The sequence below is a fragment of the Chitinimonas arctica genome, from assembly GCF_007431345.1.
Classification (GTDB): domain Bacteria; phylum Pseudomonadota; class Gammaproteobacteria; order Burkholderiales; family Chitinimonadaceae; genus Chitinimonas; species Chitinimonas arctica.
This window is the reverse complement of the sequence record NZ_CP041730.1, coordinates 300,503-325,429: the sequence shown is the minus strand read 5'-3', so window position 1 is coordinate 325,429 and position 24,927 is coordinate 300,503. Positions and strand designations below refer to the sequence as shown.

Annotated in this window: 22 protein-coding genes; 16 read left to right on the top strand and 6 right to left on the bottom strand. The window is 59.9% G+C overall.

Translation table 11 applies throughout. From position 1 onward, the window contains the following. Positions 1-99 precede the first annotated feature (99 nt). The 11 genes from FNU76_RS01470 to astE all read left to right on the top strand — a co-directional run bounded on the left by FNU76_RS01470 (position 100) and on the right by astE (position 11,833). Entirely contained in the window at positions 100-801 is a 702-nt protein-coding gene (locus FNU76_RS01470) for an ABC transporter permease (protein ID WP_143856054.1), read from the top strand. After that, complete coding sequence (locus tag FNU76_RS01465) at positions 801-1,514, top strand: ABC transporter permease (protein ID WP_143856053.1); 714 nt, start codon at positions 801-803, stop codon at positions 1,512-1,514. Before FNU76_RS01470 ends, FNU76_RS01465 begins: the two co-directional genes overlap by 1 nt. A gap of 3 nt (positions 1,515-1,517) precedes the next feature. Continuing rightward, complete coding sequence (locus FNU76_RS01460) at positions 1,518-2,636, top strand: succinylglutamate desuccinylase/aspartoacylase family protein (RefSeq protein WP_143856052.1); 1,119 nt, start codon at positions 1,518-1,520, stop codon at positions 2,634-2,636. Between the two features lie 15 nt (positions 2,637-2,651). Beyond that, a complete protein-coding gene (locus FNU76_RS01455; RefSeq protein ID WP_143856051.1) occupies positions 2,652-3,467 on the top strand; it encodes an ABC transporter ATP-binding protein in 816 nt (271 codons plus the stop codon). A gap of 22 nt (positions 3,468-3,489) precedes the next feature. Further along, positions 3,490-4,479, top strand: coding sequence for a GlxA family transcriptional regulator (locus FNU76_RS01450; protein WP_308418592.1), 990 nt, complete (start codon positions 3,490-3,492; stop codon positions 4,477-4,479). Positions 4,480-4,611: 132 nt separating this feature from the next. Then, positions 4,612-5,823: an aspartate aminotransferase family protein gene (locus FNU76_RS01445; protein ID WP_143856050.1), complete on the top strand. Its 1,212-nt coding sequence runs from the start codon at positions 4,612-4,614 to the stop codon at positions 5,821-5,823. A gap of 83 nt (positions 5,824-5,906) precedes the next feature. Next, a complete protein-coding gene (gene astA / locus FNU76_RS01440; RefSeq protein ID WP_143856049.1) occupies positions 5,907-6,914 on the top strand; it encodes an arginine N-succinyltransferase in 1,008 nt (335 codons plus the stop codon). Between the two features lie 34 nt (positions 6,915-6,948). Continuing rightward, positions 6,949-7,968 carry an arginine N-succinyltransferase gene (gene astA / locus FNU76_RS01435; RefSeq protein ID WP_143856048.1) on the top strand — a complete coding sequence of 340 codons (1,020 nt, stop codon included), beginning with the start codon at positions 6,949-6,951 and terminating at the stop codon, positions 7,966-7,968. Positions 7,969-8,010: 42 nt separating this feature from the next. Continuing rightward, positions 8,011-9,477, top strand: coding sequence for a succinylglutamate-semialdehyde dehydrogenase (gene astD, locus FNU76_RS01430; RefSeq protein ID WP_143856047.1), 1,467 nt, complete (start codon positions 8,011-8,013; stop codon positions 9,475-9,477). A gap of 26 nt (positions 9,478-9,503) precedes the next feature. Beyond that, entirely contained in the window at positions 9,504-10,850 is a 1,347-nt protein-coding gene (gene astB, locus FNU76_RS01425) for an N-succinylarginine dihydrolase (protein WP_143856046.1), read from the top strand. A 5-nt stretch (positions 10,851-10,855) separates the two neighbouring features. Next, entirely contained in the window at positions 10,856-11,833 is a 978-nt protein-coding gene (gene astE, locus FNU76_RS01420; protein ID WP_223879183.1) for a succinylglutamate desuccinylase, read from the top strand. Between the two features lie 121 nt (positions 11,834-11,954). On the opposite strand, the gene FNU76_RS01415 is transcribed toward astE, so the two are convergent. From FNU76_RS01415 to FNU76_RS01400, 4 genes are all read right to left on the bottom strand, one after another. Beyond that, positions 11,955-12,836: a hypothetical protein gene (locus tag FNU76_RS01415; RefSeq protein WP_143856044.1), complete on the bottom strand. Its 882-nt coding sequence runs from the start codon at positions 12,834-12,836 to the stop codon at positions 11,955-11,957. A gap of 283 nt (positions 12,837-13,119) precedes the next feature. Further along, positions 13,120-13,920 (bottom strand): hypothetical protein, encoded by an 801-nt coding sequence (locus FNU76_RS01410; RefSeq protein ID WP_143856043.1) that lies wholly within the window; start codon positions 13,918-13,920, stop codon positions 13,120-13,122. 284 nt (positions 13,921-14,204) lie between these two features. Further along, positions 14,205-14,699 (bottom strand): hypothetical protein, encoded by a 495-nt coding sequence (locus FNU76_RS01405; protein ID WP_143856042.1) that lies wholly within the window; start codon positions 14,697-14,699, stop codon positions 14,205-14,207. 192 nt (positions 14,700-14,891) lie between these two features. Next, positions 14,892-15,647 (bottom strand): RNA methyltransferase, encoded by a 756-nt coding sequence (locus tag FNU76_RS01400; RefSeq protein WP_143856041.1) that lies wholly within the window; start codon positions 15,645-15,647, stop codon positions 14,892-14,894. Between the two features lie 166 nt (positions 15,648-15,813). Here FNU76_RS01400 and FNU76_RS01395 point away from each other — a divergent pair, with 166 nt between their 5' ends. Continuing rightward, positions 15,814-16,593, top strand: coding sequence for an inositol monophosphatase family protein (locus FNU76_RS01395; protein WP_143856040.1), 780 nt, complete (start codon positions 15,814-15,816; stop codon positions 16,591-16,593). A gap of 73 nt (positions 16,594-16,666) precedes the next feature. Here the strand turns inward: FNU76_RS01395 and FNU76_RS24275 are convergent, their stop codons facing one another. Beyond that, the gene (locus tag FNU76_RS24275; protein WP_223879182.1) at positions 16,667-17,566 is read right to left on the bottom strand and encodes a PEP-CTERM sorting domain-containing protein; all 900 of its coding nucleotides are present in this window, start codon (positions 17,564-17,566) and stop codon (positions 16,667-16,669) included. Positions 17,567-17,930: 364 nt separating this feature from the next. Between FNU76_RS24275 and FNU76_RS01385 the strand changes: the two genes are divergently transcribed. The 3 genes from FNU76_RS01385 (at position 17,931) to FNU76_RS01375 (ending at position 22,173) form a co-directional block, all read left to right on the top strand. Then, complete coding sequence (locus FNU76_RS01385; protein ID WP_143856039.1) at positions 17,931-18,521, top strand: leucine-rich repeat domain-containing protein; 591 nt, start codon at positions 17,931-17,933, stop codon at positions 18,519-18,521. 572 nt (positions 18,522-19,093) lie between these two features. Further along, on the top strand, positions 19,094-21,637 hold the full coding sequence (mutS, locus tag FNU76_RS01380) for a DNA mismatch repair protein MutS (RefSeq protein ID WP_143856038.1): 2,544 nt from the start codon (positions 19,094-19,096) through the stop codon (positions 21,635-21,637). 104 nt (positions 21,638-21,741) lie between these two features. Further along, a complete protein-coding gene (locus FNU76_RS01375) occupies positions 21,742-22,173 on the top strand; it encodes a hypothetical protein (protein WP_143856037.1) in 432 nt (143 codons plus the stop codon). A 70-nt stretch (positions 22,174-22,243) separates the two neighbouring features. Here the strand turns inward: FNU76_RS01375 and FNU76_RS01370 are convergent, their stop codons facing one another. Next, complete coding sequence (locus FNU76_RS01370) at positions 22,244-22,903, bottom strand: C40 family peptidase (protein WP_143856036.1); 660 nt, start codon at positions 22,901-22,903, stop codon at positions 22,244-22,246. Between the two features lie 257 nt (positions 22,904-23,160). Here FNU76_RS01370 and FNU76_RS01365 point away from each other — a divergent pair, with 257 nt between their 5' ends. Beyond that, the gene (locus tag FNU76_RS01365) at positions 23,161-24,861 is read left to right on the top strand and encodes an ABC1 kinase family protein (RefSeq protein WP_143856035.1); all 1,701 of its coding nucleotides are present in this window, start codon (positions 23,161-23,163) and stop codon (positions 24,859-24,861) included. The last annotated feature ends 66 nt before the right edge of the window (positions 24,862-24,927 follow it).

Genomic DNA, 24,927 nt, shown 5'->3' with positions numbered 1-24,927 from the left:
TCGATCGCGCCGTTTGCTTGTTCTGGCCGGCCATGCTGGCTAGGGTAATCGTGTTACCTACCCTGAAAGCCGCGCATTCAAGCGGCAAAGAGATTGAAGATGGAAGAGTACGTAATAAATATCCTCAAGGGATCGGTGCTCACCCTGGAAGTGGCGCTGGGTTCCTTGCTGGTGGCGATCGTGCTTGGCCTGTTGGGCGCGACCGCCAAACTTTCACCCAGCAGGCCCTTGCAGTTCCTGGCGGGCGTCTATTCCACCGTGATCCGGGGTATTCCCGACCTGGTGCTGATGCTGCTGATCTTCTACGGCGGGCAGATCCTGCTGAATAAATTCCTGGAAGCGCTGGGCAACGACAGCTATGTCGAGATCAATCCCTTCGCGGCCGGCGTGCTCACCATAGGCTTCATCTATGGCGCCTATATGACCGAGACCTTTCGCGGCGCCATCATGGCCATTCCCAAGGGCCAGATGGAAGCGGGCTACGCCTTCGGCATGAGCCGCCTGCGCGTCTTCTTCCATATCACCGTGCCGCAGATGATACGGCTGGCACTGCCCAGCTTTACCAATAACTGGCTGGTGTTGATCAAGTCCACCGCCTTGGTGTCCATCCTTGGCTTGCCCGATATGACCATGCTGGCCAAGCAGGCCTCGGCCGCCGGGCGTGGCATCACACCGCTGGCGCCCATGCTGTTTATCCTGTTCTGCGGCCTGATCTACCTGGTGTTCACGACCGTATCGCTGATGATTCTGAAGCGGCTGGACCGAAAGTATTCGATGGGCGTGCGGCGGGGAGAGTTCTGATGCAGTTCGATATCATTTTCACGCCGGCCACCTTGCAACTGTTCTGGCTGGGCATCGTTACCAGCCTGAAGCTGACCGTGTTTTCCGTGGTGATAGGCGGCCTGCTGTCCATTCCCATGGCCATCATGCGGGTTTCGCGCAATAAATGGGTGTCTACGCCGGTATGGCTTTATACCTATGTGATGCGCGGCACGCCCATGCTGATCCAGGTCTACCTGATCTATTACGGTATCGCCCAGATCGAGTACGTGCAGGCCAACTGGGATACCGTCGCCGCGCTCAAGCCGTTCAAGGACGCGATGTTCTGCGCGGTATTGGCGTTCACCCTGAACACCTGCGCCTATACCACCGAGATGCTGGCCGGGGCCATCCGCGATACCAACCACGGCGAGATCGAGGCCGCCCGCGCCATGGGCATGGGCAAGTGGCTGATGATGCGCCGCATCGTGCTGCCTTCGGCCTTGCGCCGCACCCTGCCGGCCTATTCCAACGAGGTGATCATGATGTTGCAGGGCACGTCGCTGGCCAGCGTGGTGCCGGCCATCACCGATATCACCGGGGCGGCCCGCAGCATCTATTCCGATTATTACCTGCCGTTCGAAGCCTTTATCTCGGCCGGGATCATCTACCTGGTGCTGACCTTCAGCCTGGTCGGCTTGTTCAGGTTGGCGGAGCGGCGCTGGCTGGCCTATCTGCAACCGCGAAAGTCCTGAGCCATGCAAATTCGTCGACATCCCTTGCTGTCGCCCAGCCTGGGCACCCAGCGCGAGTTGCTCAGCTTTCATTACGGCCAGCCCGGCAGCGGCGAGAAGGTCTATCTGCAAGCCAGCCTGCATGCCGACGAGTTGCCCGGCATGCTGGTCCTGCATCATCTGAAGCGCCGCTTGGCGGCGCTGGAAGCCAGCGGTGAAATTCGCGGTGAAGTGGTGGTGGTGCCGGTTGCCAATCCCATCGGCCTGGACCAGACCCTGATGCATGCCAATCTGGGCCGCTTCGAGTTTGCCAGCGCCGAGAATTTCAATCGGCACTATCCCGATTTCGCCACCCTGATCGGCGATACCGTCGCCAAGCTGCTGACCGCGGACGCCGAAAGCAATAAGCGCGTGATCCGCGCTGCCATGCTGGCGGCGCTGGCCGAGATGAAGCCGGCCACCGAGCTGCAGTCGCTACGCCATACCCTGGTAAGCATGGCCTGCGATGCCGACGTGGTGCTGGATCTGCACTGCGACTTCGAAGCCGTTCTACATCTCTATACCGAAACCCCCTACCTGGAACAGGCCGAACCGCTCAGCCGCTATCTCGGCGCGCAAGCGGTCCTGCTGGCCAAGGGGTCCGGCGGCAATTCCTTCGACGAAGCCATGAGCGGCTGCTGGTGGCAACTGGCTGAGCGTTTCGGCGAACGTTTCCCCATTCCCTTGGCTTGCCTGTCCGCAACGGTTGAATTGCGCGGCGAAACCGAGGTGTACCACCCGCTGGCTGAACGCGATGCGGACAATCTGCTGGCTTTCCTGCGGCATCGCGGCGTATTGGCCGGCACCGCGCCGGCCCTGCCGGTAGCCCGCTGCGAAGCCACGCCCCTGGCCGGCGCGGAGACCTTGCATGCCGAGCGGCCGGGCGTGATCGTCTTTCTCAAACAGCCTGGCGACCAGGTGGCGGCCGGCGAGGCGGTGCTCGATCTGATCGACCCCTTTACCGATAGCGTGACCACCATGCGGGCTGGCGTGAGCGGCGTCCTGTTCGCCCGCAGCATCCTGCGCTATGCCTCGGCCGGCATGGATCTGTGCAAGATCGCCGGCAAGGTGCCGTTCCGCAGCGGCTATCTGCTCAGCGCCTGAACACCTTACCGCCGCATGCCCCGAGGCCGCGGCGTTGCAACCCAATTTGTTACGGAGAACACCGTGAGCATCAAGCTTCAAGTCGAAAATCTGCACAAGAGCTATGGCAGCCATGAGGTATTGAAAGGCGTATCGCTGACTGCCCATGCCGGCGATGTGATCAGCATTATCGGCTCATCGGGATCGGGCAAGAGTACCTTCCTGCGTTGCATCAATATGCTGGAACGGCCGCACTCCGGCACCATCACCGTGGCCGGCGAGGAAATGAAGCTGGTCAAGGCGCGCGACGGGATGTACAAGTCCGGCGACGAGCGCCAGCTGCAGATGATGCGGGCCAAGCTGGCCATGGTGTTTCAGCATTTCAATCTATGGGCGCATATGACCGTGCTGGAGAACATCATCGAAGCACCGGTGAATGTCTTGGGCGTGGCCAAGCACGAAGCGGTCGAACGGGCCCGCAAGTACCTGGACAAGGTCGGCCTGAGCGGCGTCGAGGACAAGTACCCGGCCCATATGTCGGGCGGCCAGCAGCAGCGGGTGGCCATTGCCCGCGCACTGGCGGTCGAGCCGGAAGTGATGCTGTTCGACGAACCCACCTCGGCCCTGGATCCGGAGCTGGTGGGCGAAGTCTTGCGCGTCATGAAGGCGCTGGCCGAAGAAGGCCGCACCATGGTGGTGGTCACCCATGAAATGGCGTTCGCCCGCGAGGTGTCCAATCATGTGATCTTCCTGCACAAGGGCGTGATCGAAGAGCAGGGCGATCCCAAGCAGGTGCTGGTGACGCCGTCCAGCGAACGGCTCAAGCAATTTCTGTCGGGTAGCTTGAAGTGAACGGCGCGGTCTAGGGCTGGCCATGCTCGATCCCGTCGAACCTGCCGGCCAAGTCATCGGTGTGCTGCTGCTGCCGGGTTTCGCGCCGGGCGAGCTGGGCCTGTTGTTCGATTGTGTCGTCGCGCTCAACCGGCTGGCCGAGCGGACCTGCTACCAGGTTCGGCTACTGTCGGCCGATGGCGCCGCCGTCATGGGCGCCCACGGCCGAACGCAAGCGGTGGATGGCGTACTGGACCCGGCCGCGGCCCTGCCTATCCTGTTCGTGGCGGCCAGCGAACTCCCGCGCGCCTTGTCCACCAGCGACCCGACCGTGGCCGCGCTGGCGGAGCTGGGACGCGGCCCCTGTCTGCTGGGGGGCTGGCATGCCGGGCCATTCTGGCTGGCGGCCGCCGGCCTGCTTAAAGGCTGCCGGGCCACCCTGCACTGGTCCCTGCAGGAAGCCTTTGCCGAGCGCTATCCGCAGGTGATTGTTTCCGCCGCCCTGTTCGAGGTGGACCGCGATCGCGCTACCTGCGGCGGGGGACTGGCGGTTGCCGACCTGTTGCTGCATCTGGCCGCCCGCCGCCATGGCGCCGACCTGGCGGCCTCGGTGGCGGAGAATCTGCTGCTGGAGCGGATACGCGGCCGCGACGACCGCCAGCGCATTCCGCTGATGAACCGGGTTGGCAGCAACCAACCCAAGCTGGTCCAGGCGGTCACCCTGATGGAAGCCAATCTGGAAGAGCCGTTGACCACGGACGAAATCGCCCGCCATGTCTGCGTCTCGCGACGCCAGCTGGAGCGCCTGTTCATGCAGCATCTCGAACATGTGCCATCCCAGTATTACCTGGCTCTGCGCCTGAACCGGGCCCGCCAGATGCTGCGGCAGACCTCGAAGTCCATTATCCAGATCGGCCTCAGCTGCGGTTTTTCCAGCGGTCCGCATTTCTCCAGTGCTTACCGCAATCATTTCAAGATCACCCCGCGCGAAGATCGCCAGCGCGGCACGGTACGGACCGAAGCCGTCGATTGAGACTGCTTCGGGGCGGTACTCGCGTGGCCATGCCGCGCCCGAACTCACTACAAAGATGTCGCAATACGGAAATCCAAGTCCGGCCGACATCCCTAGAATATCCAGCAAACATCGTACTGAAAGGATTGCATCATGCCCCAGACCGTTACTCGCGCCGATTTCGACCAGGTCATGGTTCCCAACTACGCGCCGGCCGACTATATCCCGGTGCGCGGCGCGGGTTCGCGCCTGTGGGACCAGGCCGGCCGCGAATATGTCGACCTGGCCGGCGGTATCGCCGTGAATGCGCTGGGCCATGCCCACCCCGGCCTGGTAGCGGCCTTGACCGAGCAAGCCGGCAAGGTCTGGCATGTGTCCAATTCGCTGACCAATGAACCGGCGCTGCGGCTGGCACGCAAGCTGGTCGATGCGACCTTCGCCGAGCGGGTGTTCTTCTGCAATTCGGGCGCCGAAGCCAATGAAGCGGCTTTCAAGCTGGCCCGCAAATTCGCCATCGATACCGGTGGCGCGGACAAGTACGAGATCATCGCTACCACCAACTCTTTCCACGGCCGTACCTTCTTCACCGTGACGGTCGGCGGCCAGCCCAAGTACTCGGATGGCTTCGGCCCGCGCCCGACCGGGATCCGCCATATCCCCTACAACGATCTGGACGCCCTCAAGGCGGCCATTTCCGACAAGACCGCCGCCGTGATCATCGAACCGGTGCAGGGCGAGGGCGGCGTGCTGCCGGCCGATGCGGCCTATCTGCGCGGCGTGCGCGCGCTGTGCGACCAGCACAAGGCCTTGCTGGTATTGGATGAAGTGCAGACCGGCATGGGCCGTAGCGGCTCCCTGTTCGCCTATATGGAATACGGCGTCACGCCCGATATCCTGACTTCGGCGAAATCGCTGGGCGGTGGCTTCCCCATCGGCGCCATGCTGACTACGGCCGATATCGCCAGCCACTTCGGCGTGGGCACCCATGGTTCGACCTATGGCGGCAACCCCTTGGCTTGCGCGGTCGCCGAAGCGGTGCTGGACGTGGTCAACACCCCGGAGACCCTGGCCGGTATCCGTGCCAAGCATGCGCGCATCGTGGCCCGTTTGCAGGCCTTGGCAAGCGAGACCGGTGTATTCGCCACCGTGCGCGGTATGGGCCTGTTGATCGGCGCCGAACTGGCGGAACCGTTCAAGGGCAAAGCGAAGGACTTTATGACCGCCGCCGCCCGCGAGGGCGTGATGGTGTTGCAGGCCGGTCCGGACGTGGTCCGTTTCGCGCCCAGCCTGATTATTCCCGATGCCGATATCGACGAGGGCTTGAACCGCTTCGAGCGGGCGGTACGGGCGGTGATCGGGCAGTAGTCTGCCGCTTGCGCGCACCTCCGTCATGCCGGCGCAAGCCGGGGTGACGGGCCTCACGAAAATAATGCCACTGGAGGAAAACAGTGTTCGTGCTTCGTTCCAGCCGGATGTCGGATCTGCCCGGCGTCGAATTGCTTGCCCGGGAAAGCCCGGTGGGCGTGACCTCCCTGCCGGAGAGTCGCGACACCCTGGCGGGCAAGATCCAATCGTCCATCGATTCCTTGGCCGCCGATATCGGCTTCCATGGCGAAGAGAGCTATTTCTTCGTGCAAGAAGATACCGACAGCGGTGAACTGGTCGGTGTATCGGCCATCGTTGCCTCGGCCGGCTTCAACGAGCCCTTCTATAGCTATCGCAACGAGACCTTTATCCATGCCTCGCCCGGCCTGGGCATCCATAACAAGATCCATGCCCTTAGCCTTTGCCACGACCTGACCGGCAATACCCTGCTGGCCTCCTTCCATGTCCGGCCGGCGCTACGCTTCAGCCGCTGGAGCGATCTGCAGTCGCGGGCGCGGCTCTTGTTTATCGCGCAATGGCCGGAGCGCTTTGCCGATTCGGTCGTCTCCGAGATGATGGGGGTGACCCGGCCGGACGGCAGCAGCCCGTTCTGGGATTCGGTCGGCCGGCGCTTTTTCGGCATCGACTACCAGGACGTGGAATACCACTGCGGGGTAAACGGCCGCAAGTTCATCGCCGAGCTGATGCCGCATCACCCCTTGTATGTCCCGCTCCTTGCCGATGATGCCCAGGCGGCCATGGGGCAGGTGAATCCCGACTCGGAAGTGCCCTACGAGGTGCTGACCCGGGAAGGTTTCGAGGCCGAGAACTACATCGATATCTTCGATGGCGGTCCGACCCTCCATTGCGCTACCCGCGCCATTCGCAGCGTTGCGCAAAGCCGATTGGTACAGGTGGCCGCCGGCGAGGGCGGGCAGGGCGACTGGCTGCTGGCTACCACCCGCCGGGACGACTTCCGCGCCACGGTGGTGACCGCCGCGGCCGATGGCGAACGGATCACCCTGTCCCGCGAGGTCCTGGACCGCTTGGGTCTGAGCGTGGGCGACCTGGTCCGTATTGCGCCGCTGTAGGGTGTGCGCTGATTTATCTGATAGGCAGACTCCCATGTTGATTCGCTCCATCCGTACCACCGATTTCGATGCGCTTATGACGCTGGCCAGTGATAGCGGCGTGGGCGTGACCACGCTACCCGCCAACGAGGAGCGGCTGACCCGCCGCATCGCCGCTTCGGTTGCCTCGCAAGCGGCCGCCCCCGATCCGGCCAACTCCAGCTTTGTGTTTGTGCTGGAGAACGACGAGCAGGCCGGCCAGGTAGTGGGGATCTGCGGTATCGAAGGGTCGGTGGGGCTGACCGAGCCCTGGTACACCTACCGCGTCGGCACCGCCGTGCATACCTCGCGCGAGATTGGCGTGTACCGGCGGCTGGATACCTTGTTCCTGAACAACGACCTGACCGGCGCGGCCGAACTGTGTTCGCTGTTCCTGCATCCCGAATGGCGGCGCGATGGCAATGGCAGCCTGTTGTCCAAGAGCCGCTTCCTGTTCCTGGCCGAATTCCCCGAGCGCTTTGATCGCCGGGTGATCGCCGAAATGCGCGGCGTGTCGGACGAGAACGGCCGCTCGCCTTTCTGGGAAAGCCTGGGGCGGCATTTCTTCAAGATGGATTTCTCCGAAGCCGATTATCTGACCGGCATCGGCCAGAAATCCTTTATCGCCGAATTGATGCCGCAGCATCCGGTCTATACCGCCTTCCTCAGCGACGAAGCGCGCGCGGTGATCGGCAAGGTGCACGACAACACCTTGCCGGCCTTGGTCATGCTGGAAGGCGAAGGTTTTCGCTATAACAATTCGGTCGATATCTTCGATGCCGGTCCTACCATCGAGTGCCCCTTGCCGGATATCCGGGCGGTACGCGATAGCCAGGTGCTGACGGCGAAACCGGAAGATGAAACGCAGGGACGGACATGGATGGTGGCCAATCGCCGGCTGGACGATTTCCGCGTCTGCCTGGCCCAGACCGAGCCGACCCCCATGGGGCTGCCGCTGACGCCGGCACTGATCGCCAAGCTGGGCATCGCGCCCGGCGACAGCGTACGGGCCGTGCTGCTGTCGTCAAAGAACTGATTCGCGCCGAAAGCGGTCGCGAGCATCAAGGAGCAAACAGATATGAGCCACCATTTCATCAACGGCGAATGGCATGCGGGCCACGGCGAGGCATTCGAATCACGCGACCCGGTCAGCCAGCATCCGGTATGGCAGGGGCGCAGCGCCGACGGCGAGCAGGTCAATATCGCCGTACGGGCGGCGCGGGATGCTTTCCCGGCTTGGCGTAAGCTGGGCTTCGCCGGGCGCGAAGCCATCGTGCGCCGGTTCGCCGAGCTATTGGCTGAACACAAGGCCGGCCTGGCCGAAGCCATCGGGCGGGAGACCGGCAAGCCACGCTGGGAAGCGCTGACCGAGGTGCAGACCATGGTCGGCAAGATCGATATTTCGGTCAAGGCCTATGCCGAGCGTACCGGTCAGAAGGAAAGCACCATGGGCGATGCCCAGGCGGTGCTGCGGCATCGGCCGCATGGCGTGGTGGCGGTGTTCGGCCCCTACAATTTTCCTGGCCACCTGCCCAATGGCCATATCGTCCCCGCCTTGCTGGCCGGCAATTGCGTGCTGTTCAAGCCGTCCGAGCTGGCGCCGCTGGTAGCGCAAAAGACCGTTGAACTGTGGCAGCAAGCCGGTTTGCCGGCGGGTGTACTCAATCTGCTGCAAGGCGCCAAGGAAACCGGCGTGGCGCTGGCCGGCAACTGGGGCCTGGACGGGCTGTTCTTCACCGGCTCCTCGCCCACCGGTCACGCGCTGCATAAGCAGTTCGGCGGACATCCCGACAAGATCCTGGCGCTGGAGATGGGCGGCAACAATCCCTTGATCGTGCAGGATGTCGCCAACCTCGATGCGGCGGTTTTCCAGACGATACAGTCGGCCTTTATCTCGGCCGGCCAGCGTTGCACCTGTGCCCGCCGCTTGTTGGTACCGCGTGGCGCGGCGGGCGACGCCTTTCTGGAGCGGCTGGTGGCCGTCAGCCAGCGTTTGAAGGTGGGGCGCTGGGACGATGCCGAAGAACCGTTCATGGGCTCGGTGATTTCCCTGGCTGCCGCGCATCGCCTCCTGGTGGCCCAGTCCGACCTGCTCGGCCGCGGCGCCAAGCCCTTGCTGGAAATGCGCCAGCTGGAAGCGAACACCGCGCTATTGTCGCCCGGCATCCTGGATGTCAGCGATATCGGCAAGCTGCCGGATGAGGAAGATTTCGGGCCGCTGCTCAAGCTGCAGCGCTACGACAGTTTCGACCAGGCCATCGAACTGGCCAATGCCACGCGCTATGGCTTGGCGGCGGGACTGATCTCGGATCGCGCCGACCTGTACGAGCGCTTCTGGGAGCAATCGCGTGCGGGCATCGTCAACTGGAACAAGCAGCTGACCGGCGCCTCCAGCGCGGCACCTTTCGGGGGCGTGGGCGCCAGCGGCAATCATCGCGCCAGCGCCTATTACGCCGCCGACTATTGCAGCTATCCGGTGGCCGGTCTGGAAACCCCCACCGCGGCGCTTCCGGCGCAACTGCCGGTCGGCATGCGGTTTGAATGACAAGTGTTTTATTCGGGGAATATGCAATGACAGCTTTTGAAGCCAATTTCGACGGTCTGGTCGGCCCCACGCACAACTACGCCGGCCTCAGCTTCGGCAATGTCGCTTCGACCGGCAACCAGAATGCCGTCGCCAATCCACGGTTGGCGGCCCTGCAGGGGCTGGCCAAGATGAAGGCCCTGCACGATGCAGGATTCAAGCAGGGCGTACTGGCGCCGCATGAACGTCCCAGCGTGGCCAGCCTGCGGCAGCTGGGCTTCGGCGGCAGCGACGCGCAAGTGATCGCGCGCGCCGCCAAGGAAGCACCGGCCATTCTGGCGGCCAGTTCCTCGGCCTCCACCATGTGGACCGCCAACGCCGCCACCGTCAGCCCCGGCGCGGACACGGCCGACGGCCGCATCCATTTCACGCCGGCCAATCTGAATAACAAGTTTCATCGCGCCATCGAGCACCCTACGACGGGCCGTATCCTGCAAGCGATGTTTCGCGATGAGGGCTGTTTCGCCCACCATCCGGCCTTGCCGGCGCAGATGCATTTCGGCGACGAGGGCGCAGCCAATCACACCCGTTTTTGCGCTGCCTACGATAGCCCCGGCGTGGAATTCTTTGTCTATGGCCAGTCCGCCTTCGATAGCCGGCCACCCAAGCCCAGCCGCTTCCCGGCCCGCCAGACCCTGGAAGCCAGCCAGGCCATCGCGCGCTTGCATGGCCTGCGGGAAGAGGCGGTGGTATTTGCCCAGCAGGACCCCGAGACCATCGACAAGGGGGTGTTCCATAACGATGTGATCTCGGTGGGCAACGCTAATGTATTGTTCCATCACGAAAAATCGTTCCTGAACCAGGCCGAGGTGCTGGCGGAAATTGCACGCAAGCTGTCCGCCGTGGGTGCGCAACTGGTCGCCATCGAGGTACCTGAGCGGGAAGTCAGCGTCGAGCAGGCGGTCAAGTCCTACCTGTTCAACAGCCAATTGCTGAGCAAGGCCGACGGCAAGCAGATCATCGTGGTGCCCGAGGAATCCCGCCATATCGAACCGGTGTGGGCCTACCTCAATCGCTTGACCGGCAGTGGCGGGCCGATCGATGAAGTACGGGTGTTCGATCTCAAGCAATCCATGCAGAACGGCGGCGGACCTGCTTGCCTGCGTCTGCGGGTGGCGATGTCGGCGCGCGAATTGGCGGCGGTCAACCAGGGGGTGATGATGAGCGAGGAATTGTTCGCCACCTTGAACGCCTGGGTGAACAAGCACTATCGCGACCGTCTGGATGCTGCCGATCTGGCCGACCCGCATTTGCTGGACGAATGCCGGACCGCCCTGGACCAGCTGACGCAGATCCTGCAATTGGGCTCGGTCTATCCCTTCCAGCTGGCATGATCAGCATGAACTACCTCGCCCATCTGCTCGCCGCCCGGACTGATTGGCCATGGCCGGACAGCCTACCCGACGGCACCCGGATCAGCCGGCCAGGTGAAGGGTTGCTGGTAGTCGAACCGGCCGATGCCGCTTTCGATCTATGTCTTTCCAGCGGCATCCATGGCAACGAAACCGCGCCGGTCGAATTGGCGGCGCGGTTGTTGCAGGCCGTACTGGACGGCAGCTTGCCGGCGCGGGCGCGCATTCTGTTCGCCTTCGGCAACCCGGCCGCCCTGCGTAGCAACAAGCGCTATCTGGACGACGACTTGAATCGTCTATTCGGCAAACCGGCTGAACAGAGCGGCAGCGGTCCGGCCGCCGTGCGGGCCCGTGAGCTGGAACGCGCGGTAGAGGATTTCTTCGCGGTGTCCGGTTCGCGCTGGAGATTGCACTACGATCTGCACACCGCCATCCGTGGTTCGCAAATAGAGAAGTTCGCCATCTATCCTCATCCCGGCGATCAGGCGTTCGACCCGGCCGAAATTGCCAGGTTGGCTGCTTGCGGTATCGAGGCGGTGCTGCTGCAATCGAAGCCCTCGCCGACATTCTCCTATTTCAGCCGCCAACACTGCGGCGCCCATGGCTTTACCCTGGAATTGGGCAAGGCCCGGCCTTTTGGGCAGAACCAGGCGGTCAATCTCGATTTGCTGGAAGCGGAACTGCGACGGCTGATAGGTGGCGAAAAGCGCGATTATGCCGTCTCGACCGCGCACCCGAAGCTGTTCCGCGTCGCCCGCGAAGTGATCAAACAAACCGATGCCTTCAAACTGCATCTCGCTGACGCGGTGGAGAATTTTACCGAGCTGGCGCCTGGCTATGTGTTGGCCGAGGACGGCGATGAGCGCTTCGTGGTGGCGGAGCAGGGCGCCCGTATCGTCTTTCCCAACAGCAAGGTCAAGAATGGCTTGCGGGCTGGGTTGTTGGTTGTGCCGGCTGTGCTTTAGTCGGCTTGGCGGATGGGCTGTGGATACATAGCTGCCGATGGTGGCTATGTATCGTGCTTCATTTTTGTGCCAATTTTTTAAGCATAGGTGTGCTTCTTGCTGAGTTTTTTGACGCGCAATTTTACGCATTCGCGGTTGAGCATCGCTTGATCCATAGCTGTTTTAAATTTGGATCTGCTAATGCATAAAATAATGGATCGGCTAATAATACATCCGGATTGCCTAATAAGTCTGCTATTGTTTCGTTAAAGTGCTCATTGAGTGCATGTCGGGTGATTGGATTTTCTCTTAAGCGATATGTGATATGGTTAAAATATTTCATATGATTACGCAGATTTTCCAGGGATTGAGCTTCATTTATTTTTTCCTTGTACGTTTCCTCCATTTTTTTTCGGTCTGCTTTGCTTATTAAGTTTTTTTGGCTGTTATACGTTGTTCTCATCAGGGCCAACTGCGCTAGAATATTGTTGTAATCTGATAGTAGCGAGTCTATATTTCTTTGTAGTTGCTCCTTTATTCTGGTTATAGACTTGGGGGCCTCCTTTTCGTCCGCTGTGAATTGTTTGGCAATTCTACTTGCTTTGGTCGAGAAAAAAAATCTGCGTAGAGCACTGGAAAACCGGCGGGCAAGTGACTTTTTTTTCCTGACATTTACGCCAGCTACGTCATCCAAGCCATCCACGATTTTGCTTGTTATCTTTATGTTCCATTCGCGTGATTTTATCCAAAGAAAGCGGCGCTTTGTTATAACTGCCTTGTAGCAGCGGGTTGAGGTTGGCTTACCAATTCTGAAACTTATTTTGATGTTTTCACTAGGGGAAAGGCGGACCTGGCATGCCAAATGGTTCGCAACAGCGTCGCAATTCTCGAACCGTTCACTTTCACTTTTTCTTTCTCTTAGTACAATTATTTTGAACGAATTAAGCTTGCCGACCTTAGGTTGGTCAGGCGGGGGTGAATCCAGTCTATTTACTCGCTTGTTTGTATGTATGGTATTGAACATATAAAAGCTCTCGGGCCTGAATTGCGCAGAATGGATTTATATGCTTGCTGCGGCTTTGTGAAATAAAAATATCCCTATAAGTTAGTTTGCTACGGAAGTTTATTCATTGGCTTTCGAAGAGAGGTTTGAATTGTCGAAATAGGACAGCCATTTCTGGCGCTGGCGAGCGACCGCTGAGTGGATAAGGCGAAGCGCCAAGTGTGCGGGCCGCTTTTGCTGCGTAACTTCCGGAGCCAGTAGCGGAGGGAGCGCACCTTACAACGGGCCACCGAGCAAACTAACGCTACCTTCTAGGGGTTTTTTTACTCAAAATTTCATGAGCCTCGATCTTTTGCCGAGCGCACCATAATTTATTTACATCTTGGTCGTATAATAGTTTTCTTATTATTGCATCATTGCCTCCGTGTGTGGCTGGAATTTTGCGCCTTAGTCTATCCATATTCCGAATAATATAGCCAAGGTGACTTTTCAATGTCTCCATGAGCTTGATTTCATCCTCTTTCTGCGTTTGCTGTAAAGACGTAGCTTCCTCTTTTATGTGATGTGTGCTGTCATGTAAGTCTCGTTCTGCTTTCTTACTAGCAATATCTAGCGCTATTGATAAATTTTTGTCTTCGATGTATTTTTTTAGGTCGAGTATGAACCCATCCATCCTGCGGTCGTTCTTTTCGAGGTTGTTGAATTCTTTGGCTATTTCATGTGCATTGGTTGTATTAAAAACTCTGCGCAAAGCACTATAGAACAAGCCAGTAGCAGTTTTGTTGGGGGGGCGTTTGATCCGTTTTACCGCAATTTCCCAGCCGGGTAGTTTTATCCAGAGAAAGCGGCGCTGCTTTATGGTGGCGCTGTAGTGACGGTCTGGACCGCCCCCTTTTATTGTAATTTTTAGTACGTCTACCTTTCCAAAATAATCCCGAAATATACGCTTTGCAGCGCTGGCGTTATCGTTGCGAATCAAGGTTAATGGAAGTGCCGGTGAGTGAGTAACTTGCTGTCCATTTAGGTTGCCAATGGTTCGATCTTCAGGCAAAGCAGAAGCTGGCAGTCCATTGGCTGAATCACTTATGCGGTGCATATTTACCATGCAAAGACCTTGAGGGTGGAATTTAATAAAAGCGATTCGGCTGTAGTCTTGGATTTTTCTTTAAAAACTAACGCTGTAATTTAATATACAGCGATGGCCACTAAAACACTTTCGAATCGAGAGGTAAACTGTCGAAATATGGCTAGCTTATCGGGCGCCTTCCGGAAGCGACCCTGGTCACCACGCTTGGTGGTCGAGCGCGCGGCGGGATGTCCGTGCCTATGAACGATTGCCGCACTGAAAGCAGGCTTTCGGTTGCTTGATATGCTCGCGGGTATATCGGGTTACTGTATATTGCCGCCGTAAAAAAATTGCCTGGATTCGAAAATGCTTTTCTTGAATTCCAAACGGTCAGTGTTCAACTTCCATTGGCGCCACGTCAAAAGGAAGTGGAAGGAAAGAAAGCCGGTGATGAATAATAAAACGAGCCCCGAAAGAAACGTTGCCACCCTGGCTGTCTTATGCTCCTTTACATGGTGAATTAACTGCGGGCCGCCAAGAGTAATGATGGCTGCCAAGGCGCAAGCGCTGGCTGAAGCGATAAATTTCTTCTTGGTGACATTGACGCCATGCCTTTGCGCTGCCAGATTCTTTTCGCCGTAGTTTTCAATTTCGACATACTCGTCGAGATGCTCAAGTACAGGAGCGACCCGTGGTGGAGACAGAAAGGCCGGGTAGGACGGCGAACCTATTTTGCTCCAGATTGGTATTGAAGGCTGGTCAGTGGGCGGATTGGAAATATATCTAGGGCTGGCGGTGGGGCTGGGAGGATTAAGCATGTCGTGTATCCGTGCCAAGTGAGCTTGAGTGGATAAACGTCAATTCGATATCGAATGGAGCGGAGAGTCTTCCGAAATCCGCAGGAAAATTTGTGATTCGCTCATGGAGTCTTGCGCGGCGCTGTCCAACGGAGATAAGGCCGCGAATGGCGGCGTACCGTATCGCGACGCTCGGCAACTTCCCTCACCGGCCTAGTCGTGCGGCTGCTTCCCGCGCGGCCCCTCCTGTACTGCCCGCAATATTCCCCGCCAGATATCGACTTCGAGCTTTTCCAGCTGGATCCGGCCAAACATGCGGCGCAGGCGCGGCATCAGCCGCTTGGGGTTGTCGGGATCGAGGAACTCCAGCCCGATCAAGGCCTGCTCCAGGTGGACATAGAAACGCTCGATATCATCATGGGCGGCCAATTGCGGCCGCTCTTCCAGGTGGCTGATATCGTCGTCCACGGCGCAGCGCATCTCATATGCCAGGATCTGCACGGCCTGCGCCAGATTGAGCGAGGAGTAGTCCGGATTGGTGGGGATGGTCACCATCCGGTTGCAGCTACGCACTTCTTCATTGCTGAGCCCGGACATTTCGGTACCGAACACCAGGGCCACCTCCTCGCCGAGCAGGGTGCGCTCGATCAGGATGGGCGCGATCTGGCGCGGGTTGTGGCGGGGTACGCTCAGCTCGTGCACGCGGGGGCAGGTGGCCACGGTCTGGGTACAGCCGGCCAAGGCTTCTTCCAGCGTGCCGACCACGATGGCTTGGTCGAGGATATCGTGCGCGCCGGATGCCAGCGTGACCGCTTCGTCGTCCGGAAAGCGCTTGGGGTTGACCAGATAGAGGCGACTCAGGCCCATGGTTTTCATGGCGCGGGCCACCGAGCCGATATTGCGCGGCAGGCTGGTATGCGAGAGCACGACGCGGACTCGCTGCAGACAGTTTATTTCAGGTTTATTCATTGGCCGACTTCGCGTAAAATCTTGTGAAAATCAACGGCGCCGGTTCCGACCGACGCCGTTTCTATTGTTCTTTGCTTCCTGCCGCATCGTGTGCCGCGACCCCTCGGTCGCTCGCTTCGTCTATTCTTCCTCGGCAGGAAGCTCAATCGTTGCCGAAGGAATATCCATGCACCCGATGCTCAACACCGCCATCAAGGCAGCCCGCCGCGCCGCTTCGCTGATCCAGCGCGCTTCCAGCAATATCGATCACCTGCGCATCGAGACCAAGGACCACAACAACTTCGTCACCGAAGTCGACCGTGCCGCCGAAGCCGCCATTGTGCAGACGCTGCTGGATGCCTACCCGGGCCACGCTATTCTAGCGGAAGAGGGCGGCGCCAAAGGGGAGAGCGAATATACCTGGATCATCGATCCGCTCGATGGCACCACCAATTTCCTGCATGGCGTACCGCAGTACTGTATTTCCATCGCGCTGGAACATCGCGGCCAGATCAGCCAGGCCGTGGTCTACGACCCCAACCATAACGATCTGTTCACCGCCACGCGCGGCGGCGGCGCATTCCTGAATGACCGTCGTATCCGTGTTTCCAAGACCAAGGAAATGGCCGATGGCCTGATCGGTACCGGCTTCCCCTATACCACCTTCGGCAAGCTCGATATGTATGTGCATATGCTGAAGGACGTGATCCAGAAGTCGGCCGGCGTGCGCCGTCCCGGTGCCGCGGCGCTGGATCTGGCCTATATCGCCTGCGGCCGTTTCGACGGTTTCTGGGAACTGGGCCTGCAACCGTGGGATATCGCGGCCGGTAGCCTGCTGGTGCAGGAAGCCGGCGGCCTGATCACCGACCTCGATGGCGAGACCGGTTATATGGAAAGCGGCAACGTGGTGGCCGGCACGCCCAAGGTGTTCGCCCAGTTGCTGCAGACGCTGCAAGCGCATAAATAGATAGACAGGGTTCATTGACGCAAAACGCCACTCGTGCGAGTGGCGTTTTGCGTTTTTCGACCGGGCTTATCGCTTACTTCGCGGCAGCCATGCGACGACGTGCGATGGCGCCGATCAGGCCCAGCCCGCCCAGCAGCATGGCGTAGCTTTCCGGCTCGGGTACCGGTGCCGAGACGATGCGCTGGCCAATGGCACCGCGATTGTCGAAAATATTGACGCCAATACTGCCGCATTCATAAGAACAGCCTTCCGGATCGCTCCAGCGAGCGAAAGAGGAGATCGTGTAGCTGACATCGGCTGATTGGCCGGTGGCGAAGGTACCCAGGTCCACTTGGCCAGCATAGCTATCCAGAGCGAAAAACACCGGCCTGTGCTCATCGCCATCGGCGTAGATGACCGCATCGCCTAGATCGAACCCCGATTTGACGACCGAAGCCAAACCCGCCTGGTAGTTGAAAGTCTGGGCTGAGCGCCATACCGACACGCCGTTGACGAGTACATCCGCGACGAAGCCGGCTTGGTAGTCGCGCCGCGCCAGGTTGCCTGTCCAGCCGCCCATGTGGGCGGTCATGCCCAGGAGCGATAGATTGAATTTGTAGTTCTGGCTGTTGCCGCTGTTGTTGACGAAGCTGTCGCTCCAGTTCGCGCTGCTGGTGGCGATGCCGCCTGCACGCAGATCCCGGACCGAAGCGGACAATTCGCTACGCTCGTTCGCCCAGGCACCCATCGACATATAAGTGGTATGACGCAGATCATAGCCCGGGCCGGGGATGGGGGGGAGATCCTTGGTGTCGATCCAGGTCTCGTTCGTGCCGGTGCTTGTGGCAGTGGCTGGGACCAGCCAACTGGTATGGTCCAAACCGGCGGTATCGTAGGAAACCGTGGTGGAGACATTGGCGGCTTGGGCCGTGCCCAATGCCATGGCGAACAAGCCGCTGGTGATCAGTTGCATTGCGATCTTGCTAACTTTCATGCGTGTGGATACCCGAGATCTTCAGTTTTTTTGCGTATTGGACAAATTAGTTTTTTTGCGTATTGGACAAATTTTGAATCGGGCGCGATCTTCCAGGCAACACGGCCTGCGGGCAATGGCCCATTGGAACTATTGCGAAGCGGTTGTGATACGGAAATTGCAATTGAGTGTTGCCAGGCAATGAAAAAATCCACAGTCATGCAGCAATTGCCACAGCTGGGTTGGACAGCCTGATGATAATGAAGATTACAGCGCTCGACACCGAAGTCGCATAAGGACTCTTTGTGTGAGTGTGCATGCTGAGTGCCAAGAATATGGATGCTCCAAACCGTCATCTGATTGCCCACCAAAGGAGTGCGGAAGATTGATTGCAAGCAATGTTGGGGGGGTGAAAATGCCTGGTACGATACCCAATGCCAGCCTTGCCGGCATCAGCAATCAAAAGCTGCGTGAAGCGATCCGGCGATTGCGGGCGAATGACTACACTCTGACCAATCTTGATCTGTCCGATATGCGAGGCGATAACCAGATCGATGACAGCAGCGCGCGGGTACTGGCCGAAGCGATTACCTGCAATACCTGCCTCACTCAGCTTGACCTGCGCTGGAATCAGATCGGCGACATCGGAGCGCAGGCACTGGCTGATGTAATCGCTGGTAATACCTGCCTCGCCGCACTCTATCTGGGCAATAACAAGATCGGTGACGACGGCGCGCAGGCCCTGGCAAAAGCGCTCGCCAGCAATAAATACCTCACTACGCTCAGCTTGGGCAGTAACCAGATCGGTGACAGCGGCGCACAGGCATTGGCAGAGGCCCTCGCCAGCAATACCCGCCTCAGCTATCTTGATCTGGGCACGAACCGGATCGGAGACAGCGACGCGCAAGCTTTGAGGGTACTTGGCAGCAAAGCCCGCGTCACCTGCGTTAGTCAGTACCAGAAACTAGATTGGTGACAGCGGAGCCCAGGTATTGGCAAGGGTGCTTGCTACTAAGGCAGCATCGCAATATTGGCATTTATAGGGAGCAGCACCACGTATTAGTAAGCGATATGAAAATTTACGCGAACCACTGGTGCCAAGGATGGTATGACGGACGTATTTATACATTGGCCTATGGCTATTCATTAAAACTATAGTCAGGCGACAACTGCCATCGCTTGCCTGTAGGGAACTGGCCCGCGCGCTCGTCCACATTACCCGTCTCAGCATGACGCAGCTCACGGCCAGTGGGCGGGATGGGAAGTCGCGCTGCGCGGATCGCCGGTCCAACCGCCCTGGCGGACGTTCATGCCTGCAAGCGCCAGCTGCATTGGGGCGGTTGCGCGGTGCGCGGGCTTGGCCGGGCTTGCTGCCGGAACCACCTTCCGGATGATGGGGGCAATATATCCGTCGGCCCGATGCGCAGCCTGGCTGCCGTAGCGGCGGGCGCATGTGATAATTACCGATTCTTTCCGATAAGCTTTTAGAACGGTTTAAGACAATTGGACAAATCGACCAGTAAAAACAACACCGTATCCCATACGCCGATGATGCAGCAGTACCTGGGGCTGAAATCGCAGCACCCCGACAAGCTGATGTTCTATCGCATGGGCGACTTCTACGAGCTGTTTTTCGACGACGCGGTCAAGGCTGCCCGCCTGCTGGATATCACGCTGACGACGCGTGGCCAGACCGCCGGCATGCCGATCAAGATGGCTGGCGTACCCTTCCACGCCGCCGAACAGTATCTGGCCAAGCTGGTCAAACTGGGCGAATCGGTGGCCATCTGCGAGCAGTTCGGCGATCCGGCCACCAGCAAGGGGCCGGTGGAACGGCGGGTGGTGCGTATCGTCACGCCCGGCACCTTGACCGATGCCGCCCTGCTCGACGACAAGCGCGACAATATCCTGCTGGCGGTGAACGCCATCAAGGGGCGCCTGGGCCTGGCCTGGCTGTCGCTGGCATCCGGCGAATTCCGCCTGATGGAAGCGGCCGCCGAGACCTTGGCATCCGAGCTGGAGCGGCTCAAGCCGGCCGAGGTGCTGCTGCCCGACGATCTGGCCCTGGAGCTGCCGGCCGCCAGCGGCTATGCTGTCAAGCGGGTGGCCAGCTGGCAGTTCGATGCCGAAACCGCCGCCCGCAATCTGGCCCGCCAGTTCCAGACCCAAAACCTCAGCGGTTTCGGTATCGAAGAGGCCGGCGTGGCCGTGGGCAGCGCCGGCGCCTTGCTGGAATATGCCCGCCAGACCCAGTGCGGCGCGTTGCCGCATATCACCGGCCTGATCCTGGAGCATGTCGGGCAATACCTGACGCTGGATGGCGCGACCCGGCGCAATCTGGAGCTGACCGAAACCATCCGCGGCGAAGCCTCGCCCACCTTGTTCTCCTTGCTGGATGTCTGTGCCACCTCGATGGGTAGCCGGCTGTTGCGGCATTGGCTGCACCATCCGCTGCGCAACCAGGCCAAGGTGGCCCGGCGACGCGATGCGGTCGGGGCCCTGGCCGATTCGGCCGGGCTGGAGGGGCTGCGTGAACGGCTGGGCGCCATCCACGATATCGAGCGGATCGCCGCCCGGGTGGCGCTGCGCTCGGCCCGCCCACGCGATCTTTCCAGCCTGCGCGACAGCCTGCTGGCCTTGCCGCAATTGCTGCCCTTGTTGCCGGCGAACGCCTTGCTGGCCGAGCTGGGGCAGCAATTGCAGCCGCCCGCCGAGGCCGTCGAGTTGCTGGAACGTGCGGTGATGGATGAGCCCTCGGTGGTGATACGCGACGGTGGCGTGATACGGGCAGGCTTCCATGCCGAGCTGGATGAGCTGCGGGCACTGCAGACCAACCACGGTGATTTCCTGCTGGCCCTCGAAGCCAGCGAGCGTACGCGCAGCGGTATTCCCAATCTCAAGGTCGAATACAATCGCGTGCACGGTTTCTATATCGAGGTCAGCAATTCCCATGGCCACAAGATTCCGGACGACTACCGCCGCCGCCAGACCCTGAAAAACGCGGAACGCTATATCACGCCTGAGCTGAAGGCTTTCGAGGACAAGGCTTTGTCCGCCCAGGAGCGATCCCTGGCGCTGGAGAAGGCGTTGTATGAAGGGCTGCTGGACGGCTTGGCGCCCTTCGTCGCCAGCCTGCAGCTGCTTGCCCAGGCGGTGGCCGGGCTGGATGTGCTGGCCGCGCTGGCGGATCGGGCCCTGGTGCAGGGCTGGGTGGCGCCCGAGTTCCGCGACGAGACCCTCCTGCAGATCGAAGCGGGCCGCCATCCGGTGGTGGAGCAGCAATTGCGCGATGGTTCCGGCGAAGCATTTATCGCCAACGACCTGAAATTCGATGCCGGCCGCAAGCTGCTGCTGATCACCGGTCCGAACATGGGCGGTAAGTCGACCTATATGCGCCAGGCGGCATTGATTGCGCTGCTGGCCCATATCGGCAGCTTCGTACCGGCCAAGCGGGCTGTGATCGGCCGGCTGGACCGCATCTTCACCCGTATCGGCGCCAGCGACGATCTGGCCGGCGGCCGCTCCACCTTTATGGTGGAGATGACCGAGACCGCCAATATCCTCAACAATGCCGGCGACCATGCGCTGGTATTGATGGATGAAGTGGGACGCGGCACCTCGACTTTCGACGGTCTTGCCCTGGCTTGGGCCATTGCCCGGGCCTTGATCGAGAAGAATCGCAGCTATACGCTGTTCGCCACCCATTATTTCGAGCTGACCCGCCTGGCGCTGGATTACCCGCAGGTGGCCAACGTGCACCTGGACGCGGTCGAGCACAAGGACAAGATCGTCTTTCTGCATAGCGTGGAAGAAGGTCCGGCCAGCCAGAGCTATGGCTTGCAGGTGGCGCAATTGGCCGGCGTACCGCGCGATACCATCCGCCAGGCCAAGCGCTACCTGACCGAACTGGAAAACCAGCGCGCCACCCAGGGCGGGCAAGGAGATCTTTTTTCCTTACCGCAGGCGGTTGAACCGGAACTCGAACCCAACCCGCTTGTCGAACGGCTGGCGTTGGTGGATCCCGACCAGATGACGCCGCGTGAAGCACACGAACTGCTTTACGAACTCAGTCGACTGGCCAGGGAGGATTGAAAAATTCAATCGGTAAAGATCATCAGTCCGTCTATAACGACTCGATGAATAACTAGGCCGGCATCTCGTGCCGGCAGTGTTTATTTCCAGGGAGAAGTAATTAAATGGTGGCGCTCAAGGACAATCGGCTGGACGAAGGTTTGGCGCGCATTTTTGGCATTTCGTCCGATATGGCCGGTGTGCAACTCGATGCGATTCGTGGCAAGGCGGCGGCGAATCTGGCTAATTACGGCAAGTCGTTGGCCACGCTGCTGGAAGGCCAGGCGGTGCCCGTACCGCCGCCGGTGCAACTACAGTGGTGGAGTGAAGGAAGCCGCATCCAGGTAGTGGGCAGCCATCCCGATCGCGAACGCATCGAGATTCTGCTCAATGGCGATGGCGAACTGGTCGAGGAATTCAAGGAACTGGAGTTGCTGCATGAGATCGTGCGCAACACCGAGTTGGCCGGGCAGGGCACCACCTGCGGCCAGCACTTCAATATCGGGCTGACCAGCACCGGCCCGCTGGCGTTCTACACCACGGCGGTTGCCGCATAAGGTAGTTCACACCACAAGGCGACCGGTGTCCCCGGTCGCCGCTCCATCCGGCAGCACAGCAGGCGAAAGCCTAGCGTTTCTTCTTCTTCGCCTTCTTTTTTCCTTGCTTCTTGGGTGCCTTGCCGCCCTTGCGCGACTTCTTGCCGCTGCTCTTCACTTCCCGCACGTCGCTCATCGGCTGCGAAAGTTGCGGCGTACGCTCGGCCACGCTTTCCTGCGTTACCCGCCGGGCACCGGTGAAGCGCTTGGCCCAATAGGCATCGGACAGGCGTACCACCTGTACCTTGCTACCCTTTGACGGCGAATGGATAAAGCGGTCGTCACCCAGGTAGATGCCCACGTGGGAAAACCGGCGGCCCAGGGTATTGAAGAACACCAGATCGCCCGGCTTGAGGGCTTCCTTCTCCACATCTTCGCCCAGCCGGCTGATGGCGAACGCATTGTGGGGCAGGGCGATGTTCATGGACTGCTGGAACACATATTTAATAAAACCGCTGCAATCCAGGCCACTTTCCGGCGAGGCGCCGCCCCAGCGATAGGTCACGCCAATCAGGCCCAAAGCCTGCAGCATGATGTCCTGGGCGAAGCGCGAACCGGATTCATTCTCGGCCAGCGCCTTGGCATCCTCGGACTGGCTGACGGTGGGCGGATTTTCCTTGGGGACGGCGAAAGCTGGTTGGACTAGCGGTAGCAGCAACAGCAGAAGAAGGTGTCGGCAAGTAAACGTCATGGTCGGCACTCTAAAAGCAATAAGGGGAGGCTGTAAAGCCGCAATCCCTGGCGGCGTTTTGTGATACTGCCAGGCCGCGTATGACCACTGAAACCTCGAAAAATTTTAGCTTCTTGAATCAATCACCTAAAGGTAGCCCTGTACTAGGCGCCAAACGAACGGATTTTTTGCGGGAACCCCTTGGATCGAAGGATTTCCGCCGTTGGCACCGTGTCAATCTACGCTACCCTTAAGAGCCGCTTTTCCGAGTTTCGACCATGCTAAAAGAGACCATCAGCCTGATGCGCGACTTGCCGCGCATCCGCGAAATCATCGGCGTGCTGACCAGGCATGGCTTTGGCGACCTGATTCGGCGTTTGAATGTGCAGCGCACTTTCGAGCGCGCCGGCGAGTCGCTGGATCTGCCAGAGGACGAAGTCCGCCTGGATCTGGAGGCACCCGTGCGGGCCAGGCGGGCGCTGGAGGCGCTGGGGCCGACCTTTATCAAGTTGGGCCAGGTCATGGCGACGCGGGTGGACGTGTTCCCGCCGGAATGGATCGCCGAGTTCGAAATTCTGCAGTCCAATGTGCCTTCCCTGCCATTTTCAGAGCTGGAAGCGGAGTTGACCCGCGTCTGGAGCGCCTCGCCACGCGACTTGTTCACCGAGTTGGACGAAGTGCCCATCGGTTCCGCCTCCATCGCCCAGGTGCACCGCGCCACGCTACCGGACGGCAGGCTGATTATCCTCAAGGTGCGGCGGCCGAATATCGTGGCGAAGATCGAAGCCGATCTGCGGGTACTGCATCACCTGGCCAGCCTGGTGGAGTTCGAGTTTCCCGATGCCCGCCAATACCAGCCTGTCCGCATCGTCGAACAGTTCGCCAAGTCCTTGCGGCGCGAACTGGACCTGGCCCAGGAAGCCCACCACCATCGCCGCTTCGCCGAGAATTTCGCCGCCGATCCCAATATCGTCATCCCGGAAATCTTCTGGGAGCACACCAATGAGATCGTCAATGTACAGGCCTATATCGGCGGCGTACCCGGCAATGAGCTGGAACTGCTGGAACCGGCCGGGCTGGACCGGCGGGTATTGGCGCAAAGAGGCGCCGATGCGGTGCTGAAGATGGTCCTGATAGACGGCTATTTCCACGCCGATCCACACCCGGGCAATGTGATCTACCTGCCCGGCAACCGCATTGCCTTTATCGACTTCGGTATGGTGGGGCGCCTGCCGGCGCCGCGCCGCGACGAGATCGTGGATCTGCTGGCGGCGCTGTCCTCGCGGGATGAACGGGGCATCCTCAACGTGCTGCTGGACTGGACCGCCGATGTGCCGGTGGATGAGGAAAAGCTGGCCGCCGACCTGGCCGAGTTCATGTTCAATTACGAGAACCTGGCTTTGAAGGATGTTCGTTTTGGCCAGTTGCTCAACGACATCATCGGCATCATGCGCGAGCATGCGATTACCTTGCCGGCCGATCTGACCCTGCTGTTCAAGGCGCTGATTACCCTGGAAGGCCTGGGGCGCCAGCTCGACCCCGATTTCCAGATGGTGCCGCACCTGACGCCCTTTGTGCGCCAGGTCATGATGAGCCGCTATTCGCCGCGCGCGCTGGCCAGGAAGGGCCGCCGCAATCTCTGGGAAGTCCTGACCCTGCTGGGTGGCGTGCCGCGCGATATGTCCCGCCTGGTCAAGGCGGCCCGGCGCGGCAAGCTGAAAATAGACCTGGACCTGAAGCGGCTCGATCATTTCGGCGAGCAGATAGACCGTGCCGCCAGCCGCCTGACCCTGGGCATCGTCACCGGCTGCCTGATCATCGGCTCCAGCATCGTCATGACCGTGCCGGCCGGGCCGCGCATCTTTGGACTACCCGCTTTCGGCTTTATTGGCTTCCTGATCGCTTTCTTCAACAGCATCTGGCTGATCTGGTCGATCTGGCGTGCCGGCAAGCGGGCTAGTCTTAACGGTAATGGATGATTCATACCGTTCGATCCCGTTTGCAGGAATCCTTTCGCTCGACTATCTATATTGCTGCCAGCGGGC